At 69.3% G+C, this 25,075-nt stretch carries 20 protein-coding genes; 10 read left to right on the top strand and 10 right to left on the bottom strand.

Annotated elements, in window-relative coordinates:
• The first annotated feature begins 81 nt into the window (after positions 1 to 81).
• Positions 82 to 1,344, top strand: a complete 1,263-nt coding sequence (locus ACGFT2_RS24885; protein ID WP_393281897.1) for an MFS transporter — start codon at positions 82 to 84, stop codon at positions 1,342 to 1,344.
• Between the two features lie 136 nt (positions 1,345 to 1,480).
• Here the strand turns inward: ACGFT2_RS24885 and ACGFT2_RS24880 are convergent, their stop codons facing one another.
• On the bottom strand, positions 1,481 to 2,923 hold the full coding sequence (locus tag ACGFT2_RS24880; RefSeq protein WP_393281895.1) for a CCA tRNA nucleotidyltransferase: 1,443 nt from the start codon (positions 2,921 to 2,923) through the stop codon (positions 1,481 to 1,483).
• 257 nt (positions 2,924 to 3,180) lie between these two features.
• On the opposite strand from ACGFT2_RS24880, the gene ACGFT2_RS24875 reads away from it, so the two are divergent.
• The 7 genes from ACGFT2_RS24875 to trxA all read left to right on the top strand — a co-directional run bounded on the left by ACGFT2_RS24875 (position 3,181) and on the right by trxA (position 13,048).
• Complete coding sequence (locus ACGFT2_RS24875; protein ID WP_393281893.1) at positions 3,181 to 5,553, top strand: DUF6049 family protein; 2,373 nt, start codon at positions 3,181 to 3,183, stop codon at positions 5,551 to 5,553.
• Between the two features lie 45 nt (positions 5,554 to 5,598).
• Positions 5,599 to 7,995: a murein biosynthesis integral membrane protein MurJ gene (murJ, locus tag ACGFT2_RS24870; RefSeq protein ID WP_393281891.1), complete on the top strand. Its 2,397-nt coding sequence runs from the start codon at positions 5,599 to 5,601 to the stop codon at positions 7,993 to 7,995.
• A gap of 118 nt (positions 7,996 to 8,113) precedes the next feature.
• A complete protein-coding gene (locus ACGFT2_RS24865; protein ID WP_393281889.1) occupies positions 8,114 to 9,835 on the top strand; it encodes a protein kinase family protein in 1,722 nt (573 codons plus the stop codon).
• A 26-nt stretch (positions 9,836 to 9,861) separates the two neighbouring features.
• Entirely contained in the window at positions 9,862 to 10,587 is a 726-nt protein-coding gene (gene sigM, locus ACGFT2_RS24860) for an RNA polymerase sigma factor SigM (RefSeq protein ID WP_393281887.1), read from the top strand.
• On the top strand, positions 10,584 to 11,531 hold the full coding sequence (locus ACGFT2_RS24855) for an anti-sigma factor family protein (protein WP_393281885.1): 948 nt from the start codon (positions 10,584 to 10,586) through the stop codon (positions 11,529 to 11,531). The genes sigM and ACGFT2_RS24855 overlap by 4 nt, the downstream gene beginning before the upstream one ends.
• A gap of 152 nt (positions 11,532 to 11,683) precedes the next feature.
• The gene (trxB, locus tag ACGFT2_RS24850; protein WP_393281883.1) at positions 11,684 to 12,655 is read left to right on the top strand and encodes a thioredoxin-disulfide reductase; all 972 of its coding nucleotides are present in this window, start codon (positions 11,684 to 11,686) and stop codon (positions 12,653 to 12,655) included.
• Between the two features lie 60 nt (positions 12,656 to 12,715).
• On the top strand, positions 12,716 to 13,048 hold the full coding sequence (gene trxA / locus ACGFT2_RS24845; protein ID WP_393281881.1) for a thioredoxin: 333 nt from the start codon (positions 12,716 to 12,718) through the stop codon (positions 13,046 to 13,048).
• A gap of 110 nt (positions 13,049 to 13,158) precedes the next feature.
• Here the strand turns inward: trxA and ACGFT2_RS24840 are convergent, their stop codons facing one another.
• The 9 genes from ACGFT2_RS24840 to rpmH all read right to left on the bottom strand — a co-directional run bounded on the left by ACGFT2_RS24840 (position 13,159) and on the right by rpmH (position 20,206).
• Positions 13,159 to 13,776 (bottom strand): GNAT family N-acetyltransferase, encoded by a 618-nt coding sequence (locus ACGFT2_RS24840; RefSeq protein WP_393281879.1) that lies wholly within the window; start codon positions 13,774 to 13,776, stop codon positions 13,159 to 13,161.
• Between the two features lie 323 nt (positions 13,777 to 14,099).
• Positions 14,100 to 15,197, bottom strand: coding sequence for a ParB/RepB/Spo0J family partition protein (locus ACGFT2_RS24835; RefSeq protein WP_393281877.1), 1,098 nt, complete (start codon positions 15,195 to 15,197; stop codon positions 14,100 to 14,102).
• A complete protein-coding gene (locus ACGFT2_RS24830; protein WP_393282204.1) occupies positions 15,194 to 16,267 on the bottom strand; it encodes a ParA family protein in 1,074 nt (357 codons plus the stop codon). The genes ACGFT2_RS24835 and ACGFT2_RS24830 overlap by 4 nt, the downstream gene beginning before the upstream one ends.
• A 401-nt stretch (positions 16,268 to 16,668) precedes the next feature.
• Positions 16,669 to 17,385, bottom strand: coding sequence for a 16S rRNA (guanine(527)-N(7))-methyltransferase RsmG (gene rsmG, locus ACGFT2_RS24825; protein ID WP_393281875.1), 717 nt, complete (start codon positions 17,383 to 17,385; stop codon positions 16,669 to 16,671).
• 116 nt (positions 17,386 to 17,501) lie between these two features.
• Positions 17,502 to 18,014 carry a protein jag gene (locus ACGFT2_RS24820; protein WP_393281873.1) on the bottom strand — a complete coding sequence of 171 codons (513 nt, stop codon included), beginning with the start codon at positions 18,012 to 18,014 and terminating at the stop codon, positions 17,502 to 17,504.
• A gap of 15 nt (positions 18,015 to 18,029) precedes the next feature.
• Positions 18,030 to 19,310, bottom strand: a complete 1,281-nt coding sequence (yidC, locus tag ACGFT2_RS24815; RefSeq protein WP_393281871.1) for a membrane protein insertase YidC — start codon at positions 19,308 to 19,310, stop codon at positions 18,030 to 18,032.
• Positions 19,311 to 19,313: 3 nt separating this feature from the next.
• Positions 19,314 to 19,679 carry a membrane protein insertion efficiency factor YidD gene (gene yidD / locus ACGFT2_RS24810; protein ID WP_393281869.1) on the bottom strand — a complete coding sequence of 122 codons (366 nt, stop codon included), beginning with the start codon at positions 19,677 to 19,679 and terminating at the stop codon, positions 19,314 to 19,316.
• Positions 19,676 to 20,047 (bottom strand): ribonuclease P protein component, encoded by a 372-nt coding sequence (gene rnpA, locus ACGFT2_RS24805; protein ID WP_393281867.1) that lies wholly within the window; start codon positions 20,045 to 20,047, stop codon positions 19,676 to 19,678. Before rnpA ends, yidD begins: the two co-directional genes overlap by 4 nt.
• A gap of 21 nt (positions 20,048 to 20,068) precedes the next feature.
• Positions 20,069 to 20,206, bottom strand: coding sequence for a 50S ribosomal protein L34 (gene rpmH, locus ACGFT2_RS24800; protein WP_003975051.1), 138 nt, complete (start codon positions 20,204 to 20,206; stop codon positions 20,069 to 20,071).
• 394 nt (positions 20,207 to 20,600) lie between these two features.
• Between rpmH and dnaA the strand changes: the two genes are divergently transcribed.
• The gene (gene dnaA / locus ACGFT2_RS24795; RefSeq protein WP_393281865.1) at positions 20,601 to 22,640 is read left to right on the top strand and encodes a chromosomal replication initiator protein DnaA; all 2,040 of its coding nucleotides are present in this window, start codon (positions 20,601 to 20,603) and stop codon (positions 22,638 to 22,640) included.
• 1,145 nt (positions 22,641 to 23,785) lie between these two features.
• The gene (dnaN, locus tag ACGFT2_RS24790; RefSeq protein ID WP_393281863.1) at positions 23,786 to 24,916 is read left to right on the top strand and encodes a DNA polymerase III subunit beta; all 1,131 of its coding nucleotides are present in this window, start codon (positions 23,786 to 23,788) and stop codon (positions 24,914 to 24,916) included.
• Positions 24,917 to 25,075: the final 159 nt, after the last annotated feature.

Below are 25,075 nucleotides of genomic sequence, written 5' to 3'. Positions count from 1 at the left end.
ACGAGAACGCTCCTGCCAGGGCTGTGAGGGTCCCCGGGTCTCCCGACCCGGGGACCTTCCGCATGCGTAATGGTGTGATCCATGCCCCTCGTCCGTGACCTGCGCGTCCTGTTGCGCCTACGGAACTTCCGACGCCTGCTCTACGTCCGCCTGCTGTCCCAGGGCGCCGACGGCGTCTACCAGGTCGCGCTCGCCGCCTACGTCGTCTTCTCCCCGGAGAAGCAGACCTCGCCCACCGCGATCGCCTCGGCGATGGCGGTCCTGCTGCTCCCCTATTCCGTGGTCGGACCGTTCGCGGGTGTCCTGCTGGACCGCTGGAGCCGCCGGCAGGTCTTCGTCCACGGCAATCTGCTGCGAGCCCTGCTGGCCGTTGCCACCGCCGCCCTCATGGTCAGCCACGTCCCGGACTGGCTCTTCTACGCCTCCGCCCTGTGCGTCACGGCCGTCAACCGATTCGTCCTCGCCGGTGTGTCCGCCGCCCTGCCCCGGGTGGTCGACACCGAACGCCTGGTGCTGGCCAACTCCCTGTCACCGACGGCCGGCACCCTCGCCGCGACCGCCGGCGGCGGGCTCGCCTTCCTCGTACGCCTGGTGGCGTCGGAATCCGACGCCACGGTGGTCCTGCTGGGGGCGTTCCTGTATCTGTGCGCGGCCCTCGCCTCCCTGAGCCTGGCTCCCGGCCTCCTCGGCCCCGACCGGCAGCCGGCGCGGCCGCGTCTGGGGACCGCGCTCGCCGACACCGCCCGTGATCTGTTCGCGGCCGGCCGACACCTGGCCGCGCCCGAGCGCAGGGAGGCGGTCTGGGCGCTGGCCGCCATGACGGCGATGCGCTTCTGCTACGGCGCGCTCCTCGTCCTCCTGCTCATGCTGTGCCGCTATGCCCTGGCGGACAGCGCCGAACAGGGCCTGCGGTTGCTGGGTCCGGCGCTGGCACTGTCCGGTGCCGGATTCTTCGCGGCGGCCGTGGTGACCCCCTGGGCGGCGGAACGCCTGGGCCCCGGCCGCTGGATCATGGTGTGCTCCGGCGCGGCCGCGGTGCTGGAACCCGCCCTGGGGCTGCCGTTCGCCGCCGGGCCGCTTCTCGCCGCCGCCTTCTTTCTGGGCCTGATCACCCAGGGGGCCAAGATCGCCACCGACACTCTCGTGCAGTCCTGTGTCGATGACGGTTTCCGCGGGCGGGTCTTCTCCGTGTACGACGTCCTCTTCAACGCGGCATTCGTCGCCGCGGCGGGAGTGGCGGCCCTGATGCTTCCGCCGGACGGCCGCTCGGTCGCCCTGGTGGTTCTGGTCGCCGTGATCTACGGCGGGGTGGCCGCAACGCTGGCTCGCTTCGAGAGACGGTGAGGCAGGCGAAGGCGAGCGAAGAAGGAGGGAGCGGACCAAAAGAAGAAGGGCGATGTTTCACGTGAAACATCGCCCCGCCCCGTCGTCCGGCCCGGGCGCGCGTTTCACGTGAAACATCGCCCGCGCCCGGATCGGTTCAGTTCTGCTCGGCCCACCATTCCTTGAGGGCGGCTACCGCAGCCTCGCGCTCCATGGGCCCGTTCTCCAGGCGCAGCTCCAGCATGTGCTTGTACGCCTTGCCGACGACCGGGCCCGGACCGACGCCGAGAGTCTCCATGATCTGGTTCCCGTCGAGATCCGGGCGGATCGCGTCCAGCTCCTCCTGCTCCTGGAGCTGGGCGATGCGCTCTTCCAGGCCGTCGTAGGCCCGGGACAGCGCGGCTGCCTTGCGCTTGTTGCGCGTGGTGCAGTCGGAGCGGGTCAGCTTGTGCAGGCGGACCAGCAGCGGACCCGCATCACGGACATAGCGCCGGACGGCAGAGTCGGTCCACTCGCCGGTGCCGTAGCCGTGGAAGCGCAGGTGAAGTTCGACGAGCCGTGAGACGTCCTTCACCAGCTCGTTGGAGTACTTCAACGCGGTCATGCGCTTCTTGGTCATCTTGGCGCCGACCATCTCGTGATGGTGGAACGAGACCCGGCCGTCGTCCTCGAAACGGCGCGTGCGCGGCTTGCCGATGTCGTGCAGCAGGGCGGCGAGCCGGAGCACGAGGTCCGGCCCCTCCTCCTCCAGCGCGATGGCCTGCTCTAGGACGATCAGCGTGTGCTCGTAGACGTCCTTGTGACGGTGGTGCTCGTCACTCTCCAGCCGCAGCGCCGGCAGCTCGGGCAACACATGATCAGCGAGCCCGGTGCCGACGAGCAGCGTGAGCCCCTTGCGCGGGTGGGCGGAGAGGATCAGCTTGTTCAGCTCGTCCCGGACCCGTTCTGCAGAGACGATCTCGATGCGTCCGGACATCTCCGTCATGGCGGTGACGACCTCGGGCGCGACCTCGAAGTCCAGCTGACCGGCGAATCGGGCAGCCCGCATCATCCGCAGAGGGTCGTCCGAGAAGGACTCCTCGGGGGTGCCCGGCGTACGCAGCACGCGGGCCGCGAGATCCTCCAGGCCACCGTGGGGGTCGATGAACTCCTTCTCCGGCAGCGCCACGGCCATCGCGTTGACGGTGAAGTCACGTCGGACCAGGTCCTCCTCGATGGAGTCCCCGTAGGCCACCTCGGGCTTGCGGGAGGTGCGGTCGTAGGCCTCCGACCGGTAGGTGGTGATCTCGATCTGGTAGCCGCCCTTGTGCGCGCCGACCGTGCCGAAGGCGATCCCCACCTCCCAGACCGAGTCCGCCCAGGGCCGGACGATCTTCAGTACGTCCTCGGGACGGGCGTCGGTGGTGAAGTCCAGGTCGTTGCCGAGCCGGCCGAGCAGCGCGTCGCGGACCGATCCGCCGACCAGGGCGAGGGAGAACCCGGCCTCCTGGAATCGGCGGGCGAGGTCGTCGGCGACCGGGGCCACCCGCAGCAGCTCGGCGACCGCGCGCTGCTGCGCCTGGCTCAGGGCAGAGGGAGTGTCTTCGTTGGGGTTCGGCACAACAGAAAAGGGTACGTGCCCCGCGCGACCGCAGGCGCCCCTATTCAGGGGCCTCGCCCACCTCCCGGCATACCCGCACAAGTCCTGTGCTTACGCCGCAAGGACGCTCTCCCCCCGATACTGGATATAGAGGACGGGTCACCGTTGTCTCTCGATCTTGTTGAGGAGACCGCGGCACTTCACCTCGGCGCGCATCGTTACCATGCGTGGACGCACATTCCGACGACCACTGACGACGACGAGGGACGGGCGAGCGCGTGGCCGAGGCGGCTGACTTCCAGGGGACCAGTGCCTCACCTGCCCGCCGGTGGCTGCGGCGCACCGGCGCGCTGCTCGCGGGTGCGCCCCTGCTGGCCGGACTGCTTCAGCTGCCCGCCGCGGGCCCCGCCCAGGCCGCGTCCTCGGACACGGTGTCCGTCTCGCTGGACTCGCTCACCCCCAATGCCCCCAGTGACGGAGACACGCTGACCGTCTCCGGCACGGTGACCAACAACGGCAGGCAGACCGTCACGGGCGCCCATGTGGATCTCCGGGTGGGCCCGCAGCTGAACACCCGCTCGGCCATCGACGCCGTCGCCAGGCACGCCGACGACCTGCACGGCGGAATCGGCTCCGAGGTCGGCGACAAGTACGTGGAGAAGTTCACCAAGCTCTCCCCGGGTGTCTCCGAGCACTTCGACATCTCGGTCCCGGTCGACAAGCTCGATCTCGGTGCGGACGGCGTCTACGAGTTCGCCGTCTCCCTGTCCGGCCAGACCGCCGCCCAGTCCTGGGACCAGGTACTCGGCATCCAGCGGACGTTCCTGCCGTGGCAGTCCTCCGACGCCGACACCAAGACCAGGACGACGTTCCTGTGGCCGCTGCTGTCCACGGTCCGTATGACGGCCAAGACGGGCGCCGGCGACCTGCAGACTCCGGTGTTCCTCGACGACGACCTGGCCAAGGAACTCGCGCCGGGCGGCCGGCTTGCCCGGATGGTGGACCTGGGCAAGGAACTGGACATCACGTGGGTGATCGATCCGGACCTGCTGGCCTCCGTGGATGCGATGGCCACGGGCAACTACCGCCTCCCCGGCAAGGGCGGGACCACCACGCCCGGGTCCCGGGAGAACCAGGCGATCGCCAAGCAATGGCTGGCGAACCTGCAGAAGGCGGTGACCGGCAAGGAGGTCGTCGCACTGCCCTTCGCCGATCCGGACCTGGCCTCCCTGGCGCACAACGGCACCAGGGTCACCGGCTCGCTCAGCCATCTCAAGGACGCCACCGACGTCGCGGCCACCACCGTCAAGACCGTGCTGCACGTCACACCGAGCACCGACTTCGCCTGGCCCGTGAACGGCGCGGTGGACCCGTCGATCATGAAGGTCGCGACGTCCGCCGGAGCTGACCGGGTGATCGCCCGCAGCGACAGCCTGCAGGAGACCGCCGGGCTGTCGTACACGCCCTCCGCCGCCCGCCCGGTCGGCGGCGGCACCACCGCGGTGGTCTCCGACGCCCGGCTGTCCACCGCCTTCGAGGGCGATCTGACCAAGGCGGGCTCGGCGACGCTCGCCGTGCAGCAGTTCCTGGCGCAGAGCCTCGAGGTGAACGCCCAGACCGACGAGCAGCGCAGCATCGTCGTCGCCCCCCAGCGCATGCCCACGGCGAGCCAGGCGCAGGCGATGGCGGCGGCCCTGAAGGCGCTGCAGACGGGCACCTGGAGCCAGCCCCAGGACCTCACCGCGGCGGCCAAGGCCAAGCCCGACCCGAACGCCGACACGCGCGTCCCGTCGAGGTCCGCCTACCCCTCCTCGCTGCGCCGGCAGGAACTGCCGAGCACCGCCTTCGAGCAGATCGCGCGCACCCAGGACAAGCTCGACAACTTCCAGGTGGTCCTCTCCCGGCAGTCCCGCGTGGTGACCCCCTTCGGGCGGGCCATAAACCGTGAGATGTCCACGTCGTGGCGAGGCCGGAGCGCGTCCGCGCACAGCTATCGCAGCGGCGTGGAGGAATGGCTCGACGAACTGGCCCGGCAGGTGAAACTGATCGAGAAGTCGGAGACCAAGCTCTCCGGCCGCAGTGCCACCATCCCGGTGACCGTCCAGAACAACCTGGTCCAGCCCGTCGGCCATCTCGTGCTGCGCCTGTCCTCGTCCATGCCGACCCGCCTGAAGATCGGTGGCAATGCCTACGACGAGCAGCCCGTGGAGGTCTCCGGCGGCCACAGCCAGTCCGTGAAGTTCGCCACCTCGGCCAACGCCAACGGCCGCGTCACGGTCATCGCCCAGCTGTACACCGAGGACGGCCAGGAGTACGGCGCGCCCGTCAAATTCGATGTGAAGGTCACCGAGGTCACGCCCACGGTGATGCTGGTCATCGGCGGCGGCGTCCTCCTCCTCGTCCTCGCCGGCTTCCGGATGTACACCCAGCGCAAGCGCGCGGCCGCCCGCCGGGCCGACGAGGACGGCCCCGGCACCCCGGAGGAGGAGATCGACGAGCCCGGGAACCCCGAGGCACCCGGCGACCGTCTCCCGGAGGAGTCCGACCAGGCCTCGGGGACCGCCAACCCGGAGCAGGCGAGTGACCCTGCACCGGACACCGCATCGGAAAGCGCCGACCCGTCCGGGACGGGTGAGAGAGTGGACCGTTGAGCGATGTCGTGGCCGGTGGGCCCGGGACGATGAGGTGGGGTAAGCATGAACGCGCCGTACGACGGTGAACGCGGCCAGGGCGCGGCCGGCTCGGGCTACCCCGAGACGCCGCCCGAGCCCGGCCAGGTACCGCCGCAGCCCGCTGCGGACATGTATCTCCAGGACGCCTACGAGCAGGACCCTTACCGCGCGCATGACCTGACCGCCCAGGACCCGGTCGCCGAGGCGCTCTACGACCGCGCCGCGCACCCGCCACCGCCGCCGGGCACCTATGAGCAGCAGCAGCCGCTGTACGCCCCGCCCGCCCAGTCTCCGTACGCCCCGGATCCGCGGGTGTGGGCACAGACCCCGGCACCGGAGCCGGACGTCACGGCTCCGTACCTGCCCCACGGCGACGATCCGCGTACGACCCAGTACGTGGGCGTGGACGACCTGGTGTCGCACTCCGGCGAGGAGTACCACGAGCCGGACGCCTTCGCGCACCTCTTCAAGGACCAGCAGCAGAGCGGCGGCCACGCGCCCACGGACCCCATGGGCGTCCCCGGGCCGACCGCGGCACCGGGCTACGGGCAGCCAGACACGGGGCAGCACCCGCCGCAGTACGGCCGGCCCGCGGAGCAGTATCCGCCGTCGTACGGCCAGGGCCCGCAGCAAGGGCAGCCGTACGCCGAGGCCGCCTACGCGGCCGCTCCCTCCATGGCCGGGAGCTCGCCGCAGTCCCCGGCTCCGGCAGCGGCTCCGGCACCCTCCGGTCCGGCCGGCTTCCCCGAGCCCGAGGCGTCCGTGGCCTCCGCGGTGCCGGGGAAGAAGGGCGGTAAGGCCGGCGGGCTGCTCAAGTCCAGTGCCGTGATGGCGGCGGGCACGATGGTCTCCCGCCTCACCGGCTTCATCCGCTCCGCGCTGATCGCCGCGGCCCTGGGCCTGGGCTTCCTCGCCGACTCCTTCCAGGTGGCCTACCAGCTGCCGACGATGATCTACATCCTCACCGTGGGCGGCGGCCTCAACTCCGTCTTCGTACCGCAGCTGGTGCGCTCCATGAAGGAGGACGAGGACGGCGGCGAGGCCTTCGCCAACCGTCTGCTCACCCTGGTCATGGTGGCGCTGGCCGCACTCACCGGCCTGGCCATGTTCGCCGCGCCGCTGCTGGTGCGGCTGCTCTCCCCGACCATCGCCGACAACCCGGCGGCCAACGACGTCGCGGTCACCTTCACCCGCTACTTCCTGCCCTCGATCTTCTTCATGGGCATCCACGTGGTGATGGGTCAGATCCTCAACGCCCGCGGGAAGTTCGGCGCGATGATGTGGACCCCGGTCCTGAACAACATCGTCATCATCATCTCGCTCGGCCTGTTCATCTGGGTCTACGGCACCGCCGCCAACTCGCACATGGGCGTCACCAGCATCCCGCCGGAGGGGCAGCGACTGCTCGGTGTCGGCGTGCTGCTCGGTCTGGTCGTCCAGGCGCTGGCGATGATCCCCTACCTGCGCGAGACCGGCTTCCGGATCCGCCTGCGGTTCGACTGGAAGGGACACGGCCTGGGCAAGGCCGCGATGCTCGCCAAGTGGACGGTCCTGTTCGTCCTGGCCAACCAGGCGGGCGCCATGGTGGTCACCCAGCTGTCCACCTCCGCCGGAAAGGATTCCGGTGTCGGAGGCACCGGCTTCGCCGCCTACGCCAACGCCCAGCTGATCTGGGGCCTGCCCCAGGCGATCATCACCGTGTCCCTCATGGCCGCCCTGCTGCCGCGCCTCTCGCGCTCGGCCGCCGAGAACGACAGCGGAGCCGTCCGGGACGACATCTCCCAGGGGCTGCGCACCACCGCGGTCGCCATCGTGCCCATCGCCTTCGGCTTCCTCTCGCTCGGCATCCCGATGTGCACGCTGATCTTCGGTTCCGCGAAGATCACCGATGCCGTCAACATGGGTTACATGCTGATGGCCTTCGGCCTCGGCCTGATCCCGTACTCGGTGCAGTACGTCGTGCTGCGCGCCTTCTACGCCTACGAGGACACCCGCACCCCCTTCTACAACACCGTGATCGTGGCGGCGTTCAACGCGGGCGCGGCCGCCCTCTGCTACTTCCTGCTGCCGGCCCGCTGGGCGGTCGCCGGTATGGCCGCCGCATACGGTCTGGCCTACGCGATCGGTGTGGGCGTCGCCTGGCGTCGGCTGCGCAAGCGGCTCGGGGGCGACCTGGACGGCGCACGGGTGCTGCGGACCTATGCGCGGCTCGGCATCGCCTCGGTGCCGGCGGCCCTGCTCAGCGGCGCGGCCTGCTACGGCATCGGACACACCCTCGGCCAGGGCGTGGTCGGCTCCTTCGCCGCCCTGCTCGTCGGCGGCGCGGTGTTGTTCGGCGTCTTCTTCGTGGCCGCCCGCCGTATGCGCATCGATGAACTCAACTCTCTCGTGGGCATGGTCCGCGGGCGTCTGGGGCGCTGAGGCGGGGGTAGGCGCACAACCATCGCCCGCCGCTGTGTGTCGTGCATAGCGGCGGACTGTGGGCACAATTGGTTTCGGCGTCGGACAGCGTGCAACGGATGGGGAGGCAGGGACGACGGTGGCGGAACGGAGCACGGCTGCCGTCGACGTGGCAGACAACAGCGGTGAGCAGCCGCTGACCGCGAAGGCGGACCAGTCCACGGCCGACGGGGTGGCCAAGAACCCGGAGCGGGACACGGACATCGAAGAGGCGCAGGGGAGCGGCGGAATCGAAGGTCCCGGACAGAAGGCGGCTTCACCCGAACTGCACAGTGGTCACAAGCTCGCCAGACGGTACCGGCTGGAGGAGTGCGTCACCCGTCTGGACGGATTCAGCAGTTGGCGTGCGGTCGACGAGAAACTCCGTCGTGCCGTCGGCGTCCACATCCTGCCCGCGGACCACACACGTGCCCGCACCGTCCTCGCCGCCGCCCGGTCCTCCGCGCTGCTCGGTGACCCGCGCTTCGTCCAGGTCCTCGATGCCGTCGAGGAGAACGACCTCGTCTACGTCGTGCACGAGTGGCTGCCCGACGCCACCGAGCTGACCGCGCTGCTCGCGGCCGGCCCGCTGGAGCCGCACGACGCCTACCAGATGACCACCCAGATCGCCTCCGCCATGGCGGCCGCGCATCGCGAAGGCCTCGCCCACCTGCGGCTGAACCCGAACGCCGTCCTGCGCACGTCCTCGGGGCAGTGGCGCATCCGCGGCCTCGCCGTGAACGCCGCGCTTCGTGGTATCACCTCCGGCACCCCCCAGCGCGCCGACACCGAGGCGATCGGCGCCCTGCTCTACGCGGCGCTGACCCAGCGCTGGCCGTACGAGAACGACGCCTATGGGCTGTCAGGCCTTCCCAAGGACATCGGACTCATCGCACCCGACCAGGTGCGGGCGGGCATCCACCGCGGGCTCTCGGAACTGGCCATGCGCGCCCTGATCAACGACGGGGCCACCGCGTCCCGCCATGAGGCTGCGTGCACCACGCCCGAGGAGCTGGTGAAGGCGATCGGCGAGATGCCGCGCATCCGGCCGCCGGAGCCGTCGTTCACGGCCCCGCCCGAGTACCAGCGCACGACCTACCAGCAGGGCACGTACGGCCGTCCGGCGCCACACCCCGGGGCCAACCAGCCGATCGCGCCTCCGCCGCCCCCGCTGCAGAGCCGTACCGGCAAGGCCCTGAAGTGGGCGGTGTCCGCGCTTCTCATCGCCGCCCTCGGCCTGGGCAGCTGGCAGTTGGCCGACGCGTTGATGGACCGGAGCGGCAAGTCCGACGACACCAACAAGACCCAGCCGACGGACGACGGCGACAAGAACCCCGCGAAGTCGAACCCGACGCAGATAAGGATCCAGAACAGCCAGGAGTTCGTCGCCGAGGGAGACGCCCAGCATCCCAACGACGTCTCCAAGACGTACGACGGGGACGCGACGACCTACTGGCGGACCAAGAGCTTCAACGAGGGCCCCCCGATCGCGCCTCTCAAGCCGGGTGTCGGCATCGTCTACGACCTGGGCTCGGCGAAACAGATCAGTTCGGCCGACATCGGCCTTCGCTATCCCGGTGACCACACGACGGTCGAGCTGTACGCCGCCGACTCGCTGTCGCCCGCTTCACTGGACTCGATGACGCGCATCGGCAGCGTCACGACAACGGGCACCACCGCTACGGTGAAGCCCGGCAAGAAGGTCAAGACGCAGTACGTCCTCGTCTGGCTCACGGCCGTGCCGCAGTCGGGGTACGACTCGACCCTGTACTCCGGCGCCGGCTACAAGCAGGCGATCAGCGAAGTGAAGTTCGCGGGCTGACGTCTCACCGGGACCGGAGGGGACAGATGGCGGACGGCGCCGGATACGACGGAGTGAGCGACCGGGATCTGCTCGCCCGCAATGTGGAAGGCGACCCGGATGCCTTCGGTGAGATCGTGCGAAGGCATCGGGATCGGCTCTGGGCGGTCGCGCTGCGGACACTGGGGGACCGCGAGGAGGCCGCTGACGCGGTCCAGGACGCACTGGTGTCGGCCTACCGCGCCGCCCACACCTTTCGGGGACAGTCGGCCGTCACCACCTGGCTGCACCGCATCACCGTGAACGCCTGCCTGGACCGGGTCCGCAAGGCAGCCTCCCGGAAGACCTCTCCGGTCGACGACACCGACCGGCTGGAGCAGCTTCTGGAGCCGCACGAGTCGGCCGAGGCGCCGGCCGAGCGGAATGACGTCCACCGTCAGCTCCTCGAAGCGCTGGGCACGCTTCCGCACGACCAGCGGGCCGCTCTGGTGCTCGTGGACATGCAGGGCTACCCAGTGGCAGAGGCCGCACGGATCCTCGACGTGCCGACCGGGACGGTGAAGAGCCGCTGTGCCCGGGGCAGAGCCAGGCTGCTGCCCCTGCTGACCCATCTCCGGCCCGTGGGTGCCCGAGACGGAAAAGAATCCGGCCCCGGGCGGAACCGGGCGTCGGGGACATCCGTCCCACCGGCAACGGAGTCTCCGGGTGGCAGTCCCGAAGGCATGGGACCGAGTGATGCAGACGCAGTGAAGGGCGGAGGTGGGCGAGCGTGACTTCCACGGCAGACACGGCCGGGCACCCGGACGTCGCGGAGATCTCCGACCTCACCGAAGGCCTGTTGCCCCCGGCCCGCAGTGCGGAAGTCCGGCGCCATCTGGACGGCTGTGAGCTGTGCGCGGACGTCCATGCCTCCCTAGAGGAGATCGGGGGGCTGCTGGGAACCGTACCGGGGGCGGAGCGCATGCCGGCCGACGTGGCCGGGCGCATCGATGCCGCCCTCGCCGCCGAGGCTCTGCTCAGCGCCTCCGCACCGGGCCCTGTGGACGTGCCAGGCCCTGTGGACGCGCGGATCTCCGGCTCTCCGGAGTCGGGCGACGACGAAGGCCATGTTTCACGTGAAACATCGGTCCCGTCCGCCCGGCCGGCCGGACGTCCACAGGCGGCGACCGGCCCAGGACGCAAGGAGCGCAAGCACGGCCGGCGACGGAGGCGCGTGTTCCTGGGGGCGGTCCTCACCGCGGCCTTCCTGGGGTCCGGGTCCCTGCTCCTGCAGTCGTTCGGCGACCACTCCTCCGACACCACCGCTCATGGGAAGCCGACCCCCTCCGTCGGCCCCTTCTCCGGCAACAGCGTCCAGAACCAGGTGAAGGGTCTCCTCGACGGCAAGAAGGAAGATCGGCGAGGGATCGACGGCCGCCAGCCCGGAACGGATGCCGGGACCGGACAGAGCACCCCGGGCACGACCGAGAGCGCGAACACGCTGCTCCAGACCAACGCCGCTGTTCCCGACTGCGTCCGGGAGGCGCTCCGTCGAAACGACGTCGTCCTGGGCGCCAAGGCGGGCATGTACGACGGGAAGGCCGCCTATCTGGTCGTGGTGCCCGACACCGAGGACAGTGCGCGTGTCACCGCCTACGTGGTGGACGCGGCATGCGTCGGTCGGCAGCCCGTGTCCGCCGGGAAGGTACTGCTGAAGCAGTCCTTCACCCGCGCCTGACTCCGTCGGCGCGTTGCGTCACTCGTACTCGAGCGTGCGTGTGCCCGGACACTGTGGGAATGCGGGCCCCGTAGGATCCGTTGGGTGGGTGAGAGCTCTGAAAGGCGCTCCCACAGGTGGACTGACGCAGACCAGAGACGAGGAAACAAGCCGTGAGCGACGTCCGTAACGTGATCATCATCGGCTCCGGGCCCGCAGGCTACACGGCCGCGCTGTACACCGCGCGCGCGTCGCTGAAGCCGCTGGTCTTCGAGGGCGCCGTCACCGCTGGTGGCGCGCTGATGAACACCACTGAGGTGGAGAACTTCCCGGGCTTCAGCGACGGCATCATGGGTCCCGAACTCATGGACAACATGCGTGCGCAGGCCGAGCGGTTCGGCGCCGAGCTGGTCCCGGACGACGTGGTCTCGGTCGACCTGACCGGCGAGGTCAAGACCGTCACCGACACCGCGGGCACGGTCCACCAGGCGAAGGCCGTCATCGTCGCCACCGGCTCCCAGCACCGCAAGCTGGGCCTGCCGAACGAGGATGCGCTCTCCGGCCGCGGTGTCTCCTGGTGTGCCACCTGTGACGGCTTCTTCTTCAAGGACCAGGACATCGCCGTGATCGGCGGCGGTGACACCGCGATGGAGGAGGCCACCTTCCTCTCGCGGTTCGCCAAGTCCGTGACGATCGTCCACCGTCGGGACACTCTGCGGGCCTCCAAGGCGATGCAGGAGCGTGCCTTCGGCGACCCGAAGATCAAGTTCGTCTGGGACAGCGAGGTCGCCGAGGTCGAAGGCGAGCAGAAGCTGTCCGGACTCAAGCTGCGCAACGTCAAGACCGGTGAGCTGTCCGACCTGGCCGTGACCGGCCTGTTCATCGCGATCGGTCACGACCCGCGCACCGAGCTGTTCAAGAGCCAGCTGGACCTGGACGAGGAGGGCTACCTGAAGGTCGCTGCCCCGTCCACGCGCACCAACGTGACGGGCGTCTTCGCCGCCGGTGACGTGGTCGACCACACCTACCGCCAGGCGATCACCGCGGCCGGTACCGGCTGCTCCGCGGCCCTGGACGCCGAGCGCTTCCTCGCCGCGCTCGCCGACGAGGACAAGGCGGAGCCCGAGAAGACCGCCGCCGTCTAACCCTCCCTTTCGCTTTCCCCCTCCCCCGCCCCATCGCACGACTAGGACAAGGAGCCCGCCGTGGCCGGCACCCTGAAGAATGTGACTGACGACTCCTTCGAGCAGGACGTCCTCAAGAACGACAAGCCCGTTCTGGTGGACTTCTGGGCCGCCTGGTGCGGCCCGTGCCGCCAGATCGCCCCGTCCCTGGAGGCGATCGCGGCCGAGCACGGCGACAAGATCGAGATCGTCAAGCTCAACATCGACGAGAACCCGGGCACGGCTGCCAAGTACGGCGTGATGTCGATCCCGACGCTGAACGTCTACCAGGACGGTGAAGTCGCGAAGACCATCGTCGGCGCCAAGCCCAAGGCCGCGATCCTTCGCGACCTGGACGAGTTCATCACCAAGTAAGGCGCACGGCGGTACTGCCGGCGGTCGGTGGTGCATGTTTCACGTGAAACACGAATGGGCCAACCCCTCAGGGTTGGCCCATTCGCTTTGGCTCTTCACCGCCGTCGCCCCTACAGGGGTCTGAGCGCCGGCTCCTTCTGCACCGCTCCGAGCAGCCGGTCGAGCGCCATCTCCACGTCTTCCTTCCAGGAGAGCGTCGACCGCAATTCAAGCCGCAGCCGGGGATGCGTCGGATGCTGCCGGACCGTCTTGAATCCCACGGCCAGCAGATGGTCGGCGGGCAGCAGACAGGCGGGCTCCTTCCAACGGGCGTCGCCAAAAGCCTCGATCGCCTTGAAACCACGGCGCAACAGGTCCTTGGCCACCGTCTGCACGAGCACTCGTCCCAGTCCCTGCCGCTGATAGCCGGGCATGACAAAGGCCGTTATCAGCTGTACGGCGTCGGGCGAGATGGGACTCGTGGGAAACGCCGTCGAGCGCGGCACATAGGCGGGCGGGGCGTAGAGCACGTAACCCACCGGCACGTCATCCACGTACGCCACGCGGCCGCACGAGCCCCAGTCCAGCAGGACGGCGGAGATCCAGGCCTCCTTCTCCTGCATAGACCTGTCCGCTTTCACCGCCGCTTCGCCGCTGACGGGGTCCAGCTCCCAGAAGACGCACGAGCGGCATCGTGGGGGAAGGTCCTGAAGGTTGTCCAGCGTGAGCGGCACGAGCCGACGCCCCATGAAGGCTGATCCTCACTTCCTTCGCCCCCCGCATCGCGAGCGGCTGTCAGAGCACTCCGTTCCCTGAGCAAGCTGCCGACGAATCCGCCGACCGCTCCCAGGCTCAGGGCCGCGCTCACCAGTCCGGTGCGGCTCATCGATCGCATGGCCTCCGTCTCCCCACTCAGAGATGCAGATGCTGCCCGGTGGACGCGCCATACCTGATCGCATCGTATCCACGATGCGATTCACTCGATACCGCCTCAAAGCAAAGAGCGGGCCGTGTCCGGTGCACACCGGACACGGCCCGCTCCCTGTCCAACCGGGACGGCATCACCCGAGCATCAGTCGTCCATCTCCTCGGACTCGTCCTCCCGCGACTTCTGGAGGGCCAGCTTCTCACCGGGTGCGAAGGTGCTAAGGATTCGCTCGAGGTCGTCCGGAGAGGCGAACTCGACGGTGATCTTGCCCTTTTTCTGGCCCAGCTCGACCTTCACCCGTGTCTCGAAGCGGTCCGAGAGCCGGGTGGCCAACTCGCTCAACGCCGGGGAGGGCACCGAACCGGCCCGCGGCCCCCGCGAGCGCGCGGCCTTCTGCGGCCGTGAGCCCATCAGGGTCACGATCTCTTCCACGGATCGGACCGACAGTCCCTCGGCCACGATGCGATGAGCCAGCCGGTCCTGCTCCTCCGAGTCCTCGACGGACAGCAGGGCGCGGGCATGTCCGGCCGAGAGCACTCCAGCTGCCACGCGCTTCTGAACCGTCGGCGAGAGCTTCAGCAGGCGCAGGGTGTTGGAGACCTGCGGGCGGGAACGCCCGATCCGGTCGGCCAACTGGTCATGGGTGCAGTTGAAGTCCTTCAGCAGCTGATCGTAGGCGGCGGCCTCCTCGATCGGGTTCAGCTGCGCGCGGTGCAGGTTCTCCAGCAGCGCGTCGAGGAGGAGCTTCTCGTCGTCCGTGGCCCGGACGATGGCCGGGATGGCCTCCAAGCCGGCCTTGCGGCACGCCCTCCAGCGTCGCTCGCCCATGATCAGCTCGTAGCGGGCGGGCCCCAGCTGGCGTACGACGACCGGCTGCAGGAGACCGACCTCCTGGATGGAGGTCACGAGCTCGCTGAGGGCATCCTCGTCGAAGACCTCGCGGGGCTGACGCGGGTTCGGTGTGATGGCGTCGAGGGGGATCTCCGCGAAGTGGGCGCCCACCGGAGACATGGACGTCTCCGGGACCGGGCCCGCCGAGGGCTCCTCTGTCTCCTGTGAGACGGGGGGCAGGGTGGCGACCTTCGCCGCGGCCACACCGCGGTCGGTCGTCAGTACCGGCACGGCCGTGGGGGAGGCGGAGGCTCCGCCCCCCATCGCGGCCGAGGCGGGTGTCTTCTCGGTCGGGGCAGCAGGGATCAGGGCGCCGAGTCCGCGGCCCAGCCCCCTCCGTCGGTCACTCATTGGATCCCCTCCGCCATGCTCGGGTCGTTCTGGGCGCCGATGTGGGCCTGGCTCGCGTCATAGCTGATGCCGGTGCCCTTCAGCGCGATTTCTCGGGCAGCCTCAAGATAGGAGAGGGCGCCACTCGATCCAGGATCGTAGGTCAGCACCGTCTGCCCGTAGCTCGGTGCCTCGGAGATGCGCACGGAGCGGGGGATGCTCGTCCTCAGCACCTCGTCACCGAAGTGGGTGCGCACCTCTTCCGCGACCTGCGACGCCAGACGCGTCCGGCCGTCGTACATGGTGAGCAGGATGGTCGAGACGTGCAGCGTGGGGTTGAGGTGGCCACGCACCAGGTCGACGTTGCGCAGCAGCTGCCCCAGCCCCTCCAGCGCGTAGTACTCGCACTGGATCGGGATGAGGACCTCCTGTCCCGCGACCAGCGCGTTGACCGTCAACAGGCCGAGCGAGGGCGGGCAGTCGATGAGGATGTAGTCCAACGGCTGCTCGTACGCCTGGATCGCACGTTCCAGCCGGCTCTCCCGGGCCACGAGCGACACCAACTCGATCTCCGCACCGGCGAGATCGATGGTGGCGGGGGCGCAGAAGAGACCCTCGACATCGGGGACGGGCTGGACGACTTCGGCGAGGGGCCTGCTCTCGACCAACACGTCGTAGATGGAGGGGACTTCGGCATGATGGTCGATGCCCAGGGCCGTGGACGCGTTGCCCTGCGGGTCGAGGTCGATCACCAGGACACGGCCACCATGCAGAGCCAGCGAAGCGGCAAGGTTGACGGTCGTCGTCGTCTTCCCGACACCGCCCTTCTGGTTGGCGACCACGATGACCCGGGTCTGTTCCGGACGCGGCAGACCTTCGCCGGCGCGGCCGAGAGCCTCCACCGCCAGTTGGGCCGCACGGCCGATGGGAGTGTCGTCCATCGGAGGCGGTGTTTCACGTGAAACATCCGCTCCCATCGACTCGGTACGGGGACCGGGGACCGGATCGGTCATCGGTCCCGCGATGTTGGCGTCGGACCGCACGGATTCACTCTCCTCGACTTCAGGCTCGCAATGAACAGAGCCTCCCATGTCTTCGGGGTCGTGAACCAGTGAGGCCTGGTCTTCTGTGGAGAAATCCACCTCTGTGGACAACTCCGTGACCTTGGAGGGTGCCGGAGTGCCCCGAGAAGCGGCGTCCTCTCCCAGTGATCCGAGAGGTTTCCGGTCGCGAGGTTCGGCCGCGGCGCGGCCACGACTGATGATGCCGTGCAGCAGTGAGCGACGTTTCACGTGAAACACGATGCACAGCGGCCGGGGCCGAAACCTGCCGACACTCCGTCCTGCGTAGGTTTGGCAGCTTGTGTGGAGTACGTCTCGTCGTCAGGACGGATCAGTGCGGATGATCAGTACTACCGGCCCTTCCCATCAGGCCGCCGTCGCCCCTGGGCCGGACCAGCCTCATTCGCTCACCGTCCTGCCGCCTGACGCGCTCAGCGGCGCCTGCGTACCCGGCCCGTCCGGGCCGCCTTCGCCCTCTTGGCCGCGAAACGCACACCGCCCGGACTCTCCCCGACCTCGACCCGGACGACGGTGGACAGCGGGTCCACCACGCCTTCGCCCACATGCAGGATGGACGTCTCCACCGCACCGAGCTTGCTGAGCGCGGTGGCCGCGGCCTTCAGCTCCTCCTCGGCGGTGTCGCCCTTGAGCGCGAGCATCTCGCCGTACGGGCGCAGCAGCGGGATGCCCCACGCGGCCAGCCGGTCCAGCGGGGCCACGGCCCGGGCGGTCACCACGTGGACGGGCTGCAGGGTGCCGAGGACCTCCTCGGCCCGTCCCCGCACCACGGTGACATGGTCGAGGCCCAGCAGCTCGACGACCTCGGTGAGGAAGTTGGTGCGCCGCAGCAAGGGCTCCAGCAGCGTGATGTTCAAGTCTTCCCGGACCAGGGCCAACGGAATACCGGGCAGCCCGGCGCCGGAGCCGACGTCGCAGACCGTCACTCCCTCGGGAACCGCCTCGGAGAGCACCGCACAGTTGAGCAGGTGCCGTTCCCACAGGCGGGGCACCTCCCGTGGACCGATCAGGCCACGCTGCACGCCCGCCTCGGCGAGCAGCTCCGCGTAGCGGACCGCATCGGCGAAGCGCTCGCCGAATACTTCCCGCGCCTGTTCGGGCGCGGGGGGAAGCTCCGCTGCCTCCGTCACGGGGACCGTCCTTCCGTAGCGCCGGCGCTTCGCGCGCCGACCACCAGAACTACCAGGCTGACAAAGTTCGGCCCCGTCTGCTCAACAGACGGGGCCGGTGGAACGTGGGGTGCCGATCAGGCGGGAAGCACGACGACGAAGCGCTGCGGCTCCTCGCCCTCGGACTCGCTGCGCAGTCCCGCGGCCTTGACCGCGTCGTGCACGACCTTGCGCTCGAACGGGGTCATCGGCTTGAGCTTCACCGGCTCACCGGTGCTCTTCACCTCGGCGGCGGCCTCGGCGCCCAGCTCGGACAGCTCGCCCCGCTTCTTGGCCCGGAAACCCGAGATGTCGAGCATGAGCCGGCTGCGGTCGCCGGTCTCCCGGTGCACGGCCAGGCGCGTCAGCTCCTGCAGCGCCTCCAGCACCTCGCCGTCCCGGCCGACCAGCTTCTGCAGGTCGCGGCCGCCGGTGTCGCTGATGATCGACACGGAGGCGCGGTCGGCCTCGACGTCCATGTCGATATCGCCGTCGAGGTCGGCGATGTCCAGCAGACCCTCCAGGTAGTCCGCCGCGATCTCACCTTCCTGCTCCAGGCGAGTGAGGGTGTCTGCACCCTCGGCAGCGGCGGAGGTGGTGCCTTCCGTCACGGGATGGGCTCCTTCTTACTTCTTGGACGGGGACTTGGGCCGCTGCGGGCCACCCTTGCGCTGGCCGGACTGGGCCTTGCTGCGGGTGGCGGACCCGGGCTTCTGGGGCTGCTTGGCAGCGGTGGGCTTGGCGTCCTGCGACTCGTCGGACTTCTCCAGCGAAGGCGATTCGTCCGCCTGCTTGGCAGCCCCGGACTGACGCTGGGACTTGGACTGACGCTTGGGCTGCTGGCGCCGGGCGGTAGCCGTCGCCGTGGCCGTCGTGCCGGCCGCCGTACCGTCCTCGCCCTGCGCCATGGCCGGGGACGCGCTCTGCGACACGGTGCCGTCGGCCTGGGCGGCGAAGCCGGCCTTGTTCAGGGAGTTGATGAACTTGCGCTCGAACTCGTTGCGGTCGCGGCCCTTGGCGACGATCGCCTTGATGATCGTCTTCTCGCTCCGGCGACGGACCTTGCCCTGGTGCGTGACGTGCTTGGTCAGCCGCTCCAGGTAGGCGGCCTGGGCCTTGGAACCGGGAGTCGGGTTGTTGCGGATGACATACATCTGCTGGCCCATGGTCCACACGTTGGTGGTCAGCCAGTAGACGAGGACACCGACCGGGAAGTTGATACCGAAGAAGGCGAACATCAGCGGGAAGACGTACATCAGCATCTTCTGCTGCTGCATGAACGGCGTCTTCACCGTGGTGTCGACGTTCTTCGTCATCAGCTGGCGCTGCGTGTAGAACTGCGAGGCCGACATCAGGACGATCATGATCACGGTCACGACGCGGACGTCGGTGACCGAGGCGCCCAGCGCTTCGATCGTGCTGCTGCCGTCCCGGAACTTCGCGGCGAGCGGGGCTCCGAAGATGTGCGCCTGACGGGCACTCTCCAGCAGCGAGTCGTTGATGACGCCGATCTTCTTGCCCGAGGCGATGCCGTTGAGCACGTGGTACAGGGCGAAGAAGAACGGGGACTGCGCCAGGATGGGAAGGCACGAGGAGAGCGGGTTGGTACCCGACTCCTTGTACAGCTTCATCATCTCTTCGGACTGGCGCTGCTTGTCGTTCTTGTAGCGCTCCTGGATCTTCTTCATCTCGGGCTGGAGCGTCTGCATGGCCCGGGTCGCCTTGATCTGCTTCACGAAGAGCGGGATCAGGCAGATGCGGATCAGGATCACCAGGGACACGATGGCCAGGCCCCAGGCCCACCCGGTGTTAGGGCCGAAGATGGCGCCGTACACCGCGTGGAACTGGACGATGACCCATGAAACGGGTGTCGTGATGAAGCTGAAGAAGCTGGCAATCGTGTCCACTAATCATGCTCCTTGGGCATGGGACGAAGTCTCTGCGGCCGGGCTCGGAGGAGGCTCGGAAGAGAGCTTCTCTTCGGTGGCCGGTTCGGCGGCGGAGGACCCGCCCGTGCGTGCGCGCCAAGCGTTACGCAGCATTTCGTGCCACCGCGGGCGCTTGCGCGGCGGAACATGGTCCACACCGCCGAGCGACCACGGATTGCACCGGAGGATGCGCCAAGCGGTGAGTGCCGTTCCCTTGACCGCACCGTGCCGGTCGATGGCCGTGTAGCCGTAGTGGGAGCACGACGGGTAGTACTTGCACACCGGCCCCAGCAGCGGACTGATCGTCCACTGGTACAGCTTGATCAGGGCCAGTAGTGGGTACTTCATCGTGCGCCCCCTCCCAGCAGCCGCTGAACAGCGGCGTCCAGGTCTCGGGCCAGCTGTGCCTGGTCTGCGTCACCCGCTCCGGGCAGCGCTCGTACGACTACCAGGCTACCGGGGGTAAAGAGGGCGACCCGGTCCCGCATCAGATGACGCAGTCTGCGCTTGACTTTGTTGCGCACGACCGCTCCACCCACAGCCTTGCTCACGACGAAACCCGCACGCGTCGGGGGAGCGCTCTCCCCAGGCGCGTGCGGGTCCGTGGCACCGCTACGAAGGTGGACGACGAGGGTCGGACGACCTGCCCGACGACCTCGTCGCACCGCGGTCGCGAAGTCCTCGCGCCGCCTCAGCCGGTTCTCGGTGGGCAGCACGATGTCATGACCTGATCGGAATCAGGCGGACAGACGGGCGCGACCCTTGCTACGGCGGGTCGCGAGAATCGCGCGGCCGGCACGGGTACGCATACGCAGCCGGAAGCCGTGGGTCTTGGCGCGACGACGGTTGTTCGGCTGGAAGGTGCGCTTGCTCACTCGGGGGCTCCAGAAAGATTCGGTAGTGGCGGGGTGCCGTCCTGGCTGTCACCGTGCGCCCACGAGTAGCTCGCTTCACGCCCGAGTGCACCGCTTCCCGATCACCTGACGTGATCTGTGCCCATCGGAGGCAGGCGGCAGCAGCCATCGACAACTCGACCTGGTTACGGTACGCGGGGCTACGCCATCCGGTCAAACCGCGGGTCACGGAGAGACACTATCCACAGCCTGGGGACAACAACTTGAACCGTACCCGTCGCGCTGACTACCGTGGCTGAACTCCGAATCGTTCCTTTATCCCCGGCCGAGCGGGTGCGCCCCGCCCGCCATCCGGATTCCATCCCCATCCGTCCCACAACCACACGTTCGTGGGACCTGCGAGAGAGCGTGCCCTGTGGCTGACGTACCTGCCGATCTTGCCGCAGTGTGGCCACGAGTACTGGAGCAGCTCCTCGGGGAGGGTCGCGGACAGGGCGTCGAGGTGAAGGACGAGCACTGGATCCGCCGATGCCAGCCGCTGGCGCTGGTAGCGGACACCGCCCTGCTCGCCGTACCGAACGAATTCGCGAAGGGCGTACTGGAGGGACGCCTCGCCCCGATCGTCAGCGAGACCCTCAGCCGGGAGTGCGGCCGGCCCATCCGCATCGCGATCACCGTCGACGACTCGGCCGGCGAGCCGCCGGCCCCCGCGGCACCCCCGGCGCACCAGGCCCCGCAGGCGCCCCAGCCGCGCTACGAGGAGCCGGAGCTGCCGTCCGGGCCTTACGAGGGCTACGGCCGGCACCGCGCCGACCAGCTGCCGGGCACCGAGCCCCAGCCGCGCGCCGACCAGCTCCCCACCGCGCGCCCCGCCTACCCCTCCGAGTACCAGCGGCCCGAGCCCGGCGCCTGGCCGCGCGCCAACCAGGACGACTACGGCTGGCAGCAGCCGCGGCTCGGTTTCCCGGAGCGCGACCCGTACGCCTCGCCGTCGTCCCAGGACTCCTACGGCTCCGGCTCGGACCCCTACGGCTCGCCGTCCCAGGACTACCGCTCGCAGGGCAGGGACCGCCCCGGCAGGGACCGCCAGGGCAGGGACCGGGCCCAGGGCAGGGACCGCGGGCAGGGCATGGACCGTCCGCCCTACGAGCAGCAGCGCGGGGACTACGAGAGTCCGCGCGGGGACTACGACGGCCCGCGCGGCGACTACGAGCCGTCCCGCCCCGACTACGACTCGGGGCGCTCCGAGTACGAGTCGCCCCGGGCCGAATACGACCAGCGCGACCCCGTCCGCCGTGAGCTGCCCGAGCAGCCGGCGGGCGGCGGCCACGGACACCGTGGCGCCCCGGGCCGCCCGGACGCGTCCGGTGCTCCCGGTCCGCTGGCCGCGCAGCCCGCCCCGGCGAGCGGCCCCGGCGAGCCGACGGCGCGCCTGAACCCGAAATACCTCTTCGACACGTTCGTCATCGGCGCCTCCAACCGGTTCGCGCACGCGGCCGCGGTGGCCGTCGCCGAGGCGCCCGCGAAGGCGTACAACCCCCTGTTCATCTACGGGGAGTCGGGGCTCGGCAAGACGCATCTGCTGCACGCCATCGGGCACTACGCGCGCAGCCTCTATCCGGGCACGCGGGTGCGGTACGTCAGCTCGGAGGAGTTCACCAACGAGTTCATCAACTCCATCCGCGACGGCAAGGGCGACAGCTTCCGCAAGCGCTACCGCGAGATGGACATCCTGCTCGTCGACGACATCCAGTTCCTGGCGGACAAGGAGTCGACGCAGGAGGAGTTCTTCCACACCTTCAACACCCTGCACAACGCGAACAAGCAGATCGTGCTCTCCAGCGACCGGCCGCCCAAGCAGCTGGTCACACTGGAGGACCGGCTGCGCAACCGTTTCGAGTGGGGCCTGATCACCGACGTCCAGCCGCCCGAGCTGGAGACGCGCATCGCGATCCTGCGCAAGAAGGCGGTGCAGGAGCAGCTGAACGCGCCGCCGGAGGTGCTGGAGTTCATCGCGTCCCGGATCTCGCGGAACATCCGTGAGCTGGAGGGCGCGCTGATCCGGGTGACGGCCTTCGCCTCGCTCAACCGGCAGCCGGTGGACCTGGGCCTGACCGAGATCGTCCTGAAGGACCTCATCCCGGGCGGCGAGGACAGCGCACCCGAGATCACCGCACCGGCGATCATGGCGGCCACCGCGGACTACTTCGGGCTGACGGTGGAGGACCTGTGCGGCACTTCGCGCGGCCGCGCGCTGGTGACCGCCCGGCAGATCGCCATGTACCTGTGCCGTGAGCTGACCGACCTGTCCCTGCCGAAGATCGGCGCGCAGTTCGGCGGCCGCGACCACACGACCGTCATGCACGCCGACCGCAAGATCCGCGCGCTGATGGCGGAGCGGCGCTCGATCTACAACCAGGTGACCGAGCTGACGAACCGCATCAAGAACGGCTGACGCCGGCCGTACGACCACGCCGAGGGCGCCCCAGGGATCGCGGTCCCGGGGCGCCCTCCGGCGTTCCCGGGGCGGCGACCGTGGCCGCTCGCGGCCGCCGCACGCCCGGCCGAGGAGGCCGGCGACGGGCCCACCGCCGAACGGTGAGACCCGAAGGGGCGGCCCCCGCACGCCCTCGAACGGCCCCGGGAGCGGCCCCGTGCTTCCGCGGAAGGGCCCGGCAGCGACTCGGAGCTTCCGCGGAAGGGCTCAGGAGCGGCCCGGTGACCCCCGCTGAAGGGCCTGAAAGCGGCCCCGCGACCCCCGCGGGACGGCTTCTGGGGGCCCCACAGCCCTGTGGAGGGGTCCGCGCGGGCTGTCGGCTGTTTCCCGTTCGCCACCTAGTGTTCGATTACGTGCCTGGTTACGGCCACTCTCCACAGATTCGGTGACTTTCTTCCGTCCACATCCTGGGGACCGCGAAGTTGTCCCGAGGTGCGTCCACAGGCAGCCCGTTCAGGTGACGTCCGCCCAGCTCAGCACCCTGTGGAATGGTGGACGAACGATCTCCACAGACTGTGGACGAAGCGAAGATCCACAGGCTGTGCACGAAGTTGTCCACCGGCGGCCCACAGGCTGGAGCCGGTTGTCCCCAGCGACGGCCGGCTTCTCCACATGGCTGTCCACTGTTCGGCAACCCGAAGCCCCTCGTCACCACGTCGAGTGAAAGCCGTCACACGAAGGTGCCGGGTTGGGGTGTGGGAAACGTGGGTAAACCTGGGGACACAGCTGGGGAGAACTGCCCTCGGGCTGTGGGTGGAGTGTGCAGAACTTTCTTTTCTCCACAGAGACCCCTGGTTGTCCACCGCCTCCACCCACAGGGCCGGTGGACAAAATTTCGGCCCTGAGCTGCGAAAACGTGGTTATCCACGGTATCCACAGGCCCTACTACTACTCCCGACTAGAGAGAGTGCGGGAATAGCCTTGAAGCGGGGCCTGTGCACAACTCGCCGTCTCGAGCCCGGCTGCCCCTCCGAGCGACTTGACCCCGACCGGCACCTACTGTCAGTGCGGTGCGTCAGACTGGTCCCCGGTGTCCTGCCCTTCGCAGTGGGCGGTGACACCGAGTCGGAGGACTCAGTAGCAACAGCAGGAGGCGGCTTACGGTGAAGATCCGGGTGGAACGCGACGTACTCGCGGAGGCAGTGGCGTGGGCAGCACGCAGCCTCCCGGCCCGTCCGCCGGCGCCTGTCCTCGCCGGCCTGCTGCTGAAGGCCGAGGAAGGCCAGCTGAGCCTGTCGAGCTTCGACTACGAGGTCTCGGCGCGGGTCAGCGTCGAGGCGGAGGTCGAGGAGGAGGGCACGGTCCTCGTCTCCGGCCGGCTGCTCGCCGACATCTCCCGTGCCCTGCCCAACCGGCCGGTGGAGATTTCCACAGACGGTGTACGGGCGACGGTGGTCTGCGGCTCCTCGCGGTTCACCCTCCACACCCTGCCTGTGGAGGAGTACCCGGCGCTGCCGCAGATGCCGAGCGCGACCGGCACCGTGCCCGGCGAGGTCTTCGCGGCCGCCGCGTCCCAGGTGGCCATCGCCGCCGGCCGTGACGACACGCTGCCCGTCCTCACCGGTGTGCGCATCGAGATCGAGGGCGACACGGTCACCCTGGCCTCCACCGACCGCTACCGCTTCGCGGTCCGCGAGTTCCTCTGGAAGCCGGAGAACCCGGACGCCTCCGCGGTCGCCTTGGTCCCGGCGAAGACGCTGCTGGACACCGCGAAGTCGCTCGGCGCGGGCGACAGCGTCATGCTGGCGCTGTCGGGCTCCGGTGCGGGCGAGGGCCTGATCGGCTTCGAGGGCGCCGGCCGGCGCACCACGACGCGGCTCCTCGAGGGCGACCTGCCGAAGTACCGCACGCTGTTCCCGACCGAGTTCAACTCCGTCGCCGTGATCGAGACCGCACCCTTCGTGGAGGCCGTCAAGCGCGTGGCCCTGGTCGCCGAGCGGAACACCCCGGTGCGGCTCAGCTTCGAGCAGGGCGTGCTGATCCTGGAGGCCGGCTCCAGCGACGACGCACAGGCTGTGGAAAGGGTCGACGCCCAACTGGAGGGCGACGACATCTCGATCGCCTTCAACCCGACCTTCCTGCTCGACGGCCTGAGCGCGATCGACTCCCCGGTGGCCCAGCTGTCGTTCACGACGTCCACCAAGCCCGCGCTGCTCAGCGGGAAGCCCGCGCTCGACGCGGAGGCGGACGACGCGTACAAGTACCTGATCATGCCGGTGCGGCTGAGCGGCTGAGCGGCCGGCGGTCGTCCACAGCGCCGGATGTCCTTGTGGGTGCCCGGCGCTGTGCCGGTGCGGAGGCCGCGTCGCCGGCCGACTCCGGGCGGAACTCCCCAGGTCAGGTGGGTTCGTCTGAGCGCGTATGCCCACAGCTGTGCATGAGCGTCCGGGTCT

The organism is Streptomyces sp. NPDC048514, assembly GCF_043199955.1.
GTDB lineage: Bacteria > Actinomycetota > Actinomycetes > Streptomycetales > Streptomycetaceae > Streptomyces.
This window is presented reverse-complemented; position numbering and strand designations above follow the sequence as displayed.

What these genes read in the sequence shown, in the direction of transcription:
- ACGFT2_RS24885 (WP_393281897.1), top strand. Translation starts at nt 82, where the DNA reads ATGCCCCTCGTCCGTGACCTGCGCGTCCTGTTGCGCCTACGGAACTTC.
- murJ (WP_393281891.1), top strand. Translation starts at nt 5,599, where the DNA reads ATGAACGCGCCGTACGACGGTGAACGCGGCCAGGGCGCGGCCGGCTCG.
- sigM (WP_393281887.1), top strand. Translation starts at nt 9,862, where the DNA reads ATGGCGGACGGCGCCGGATACGACGGAGTGAGCGACCGGGATCTGCTC.
- ACGFT2_RS24840 (WP_393281879.1), bottom strand. Translation starts at nt 13,776, where the DNA reads ATGGGGCGTCGGCTCGTGCCGCTCACGCTGGACAACCTTCAGGACCTT.
- ACGFT2_RS24835 (WP_393281877.1), bottom strand. Translation starts at nt 15,197, where the DNA reads ATGAGTGACCGACGGAGGGGGCTGGGCCGCGGACTCGGCGCCCTGATC.
- ACGFT2_RS24830 (WP_393282204.1), bottom strand. Translation starts at nt 16,267, where the DNA reads ATGGGAGGCTCTGTTCATTGCGAGCCTGAAGTCGAGGAGAGTGAATCC.
- yidD (WP_393281869.1), bottom strand. Translation starts at nt 19,679, where the DNA reads ATGAAGTACCCACTACTGGCCCTGATCAAGCTGTACCAGTGGACGATC.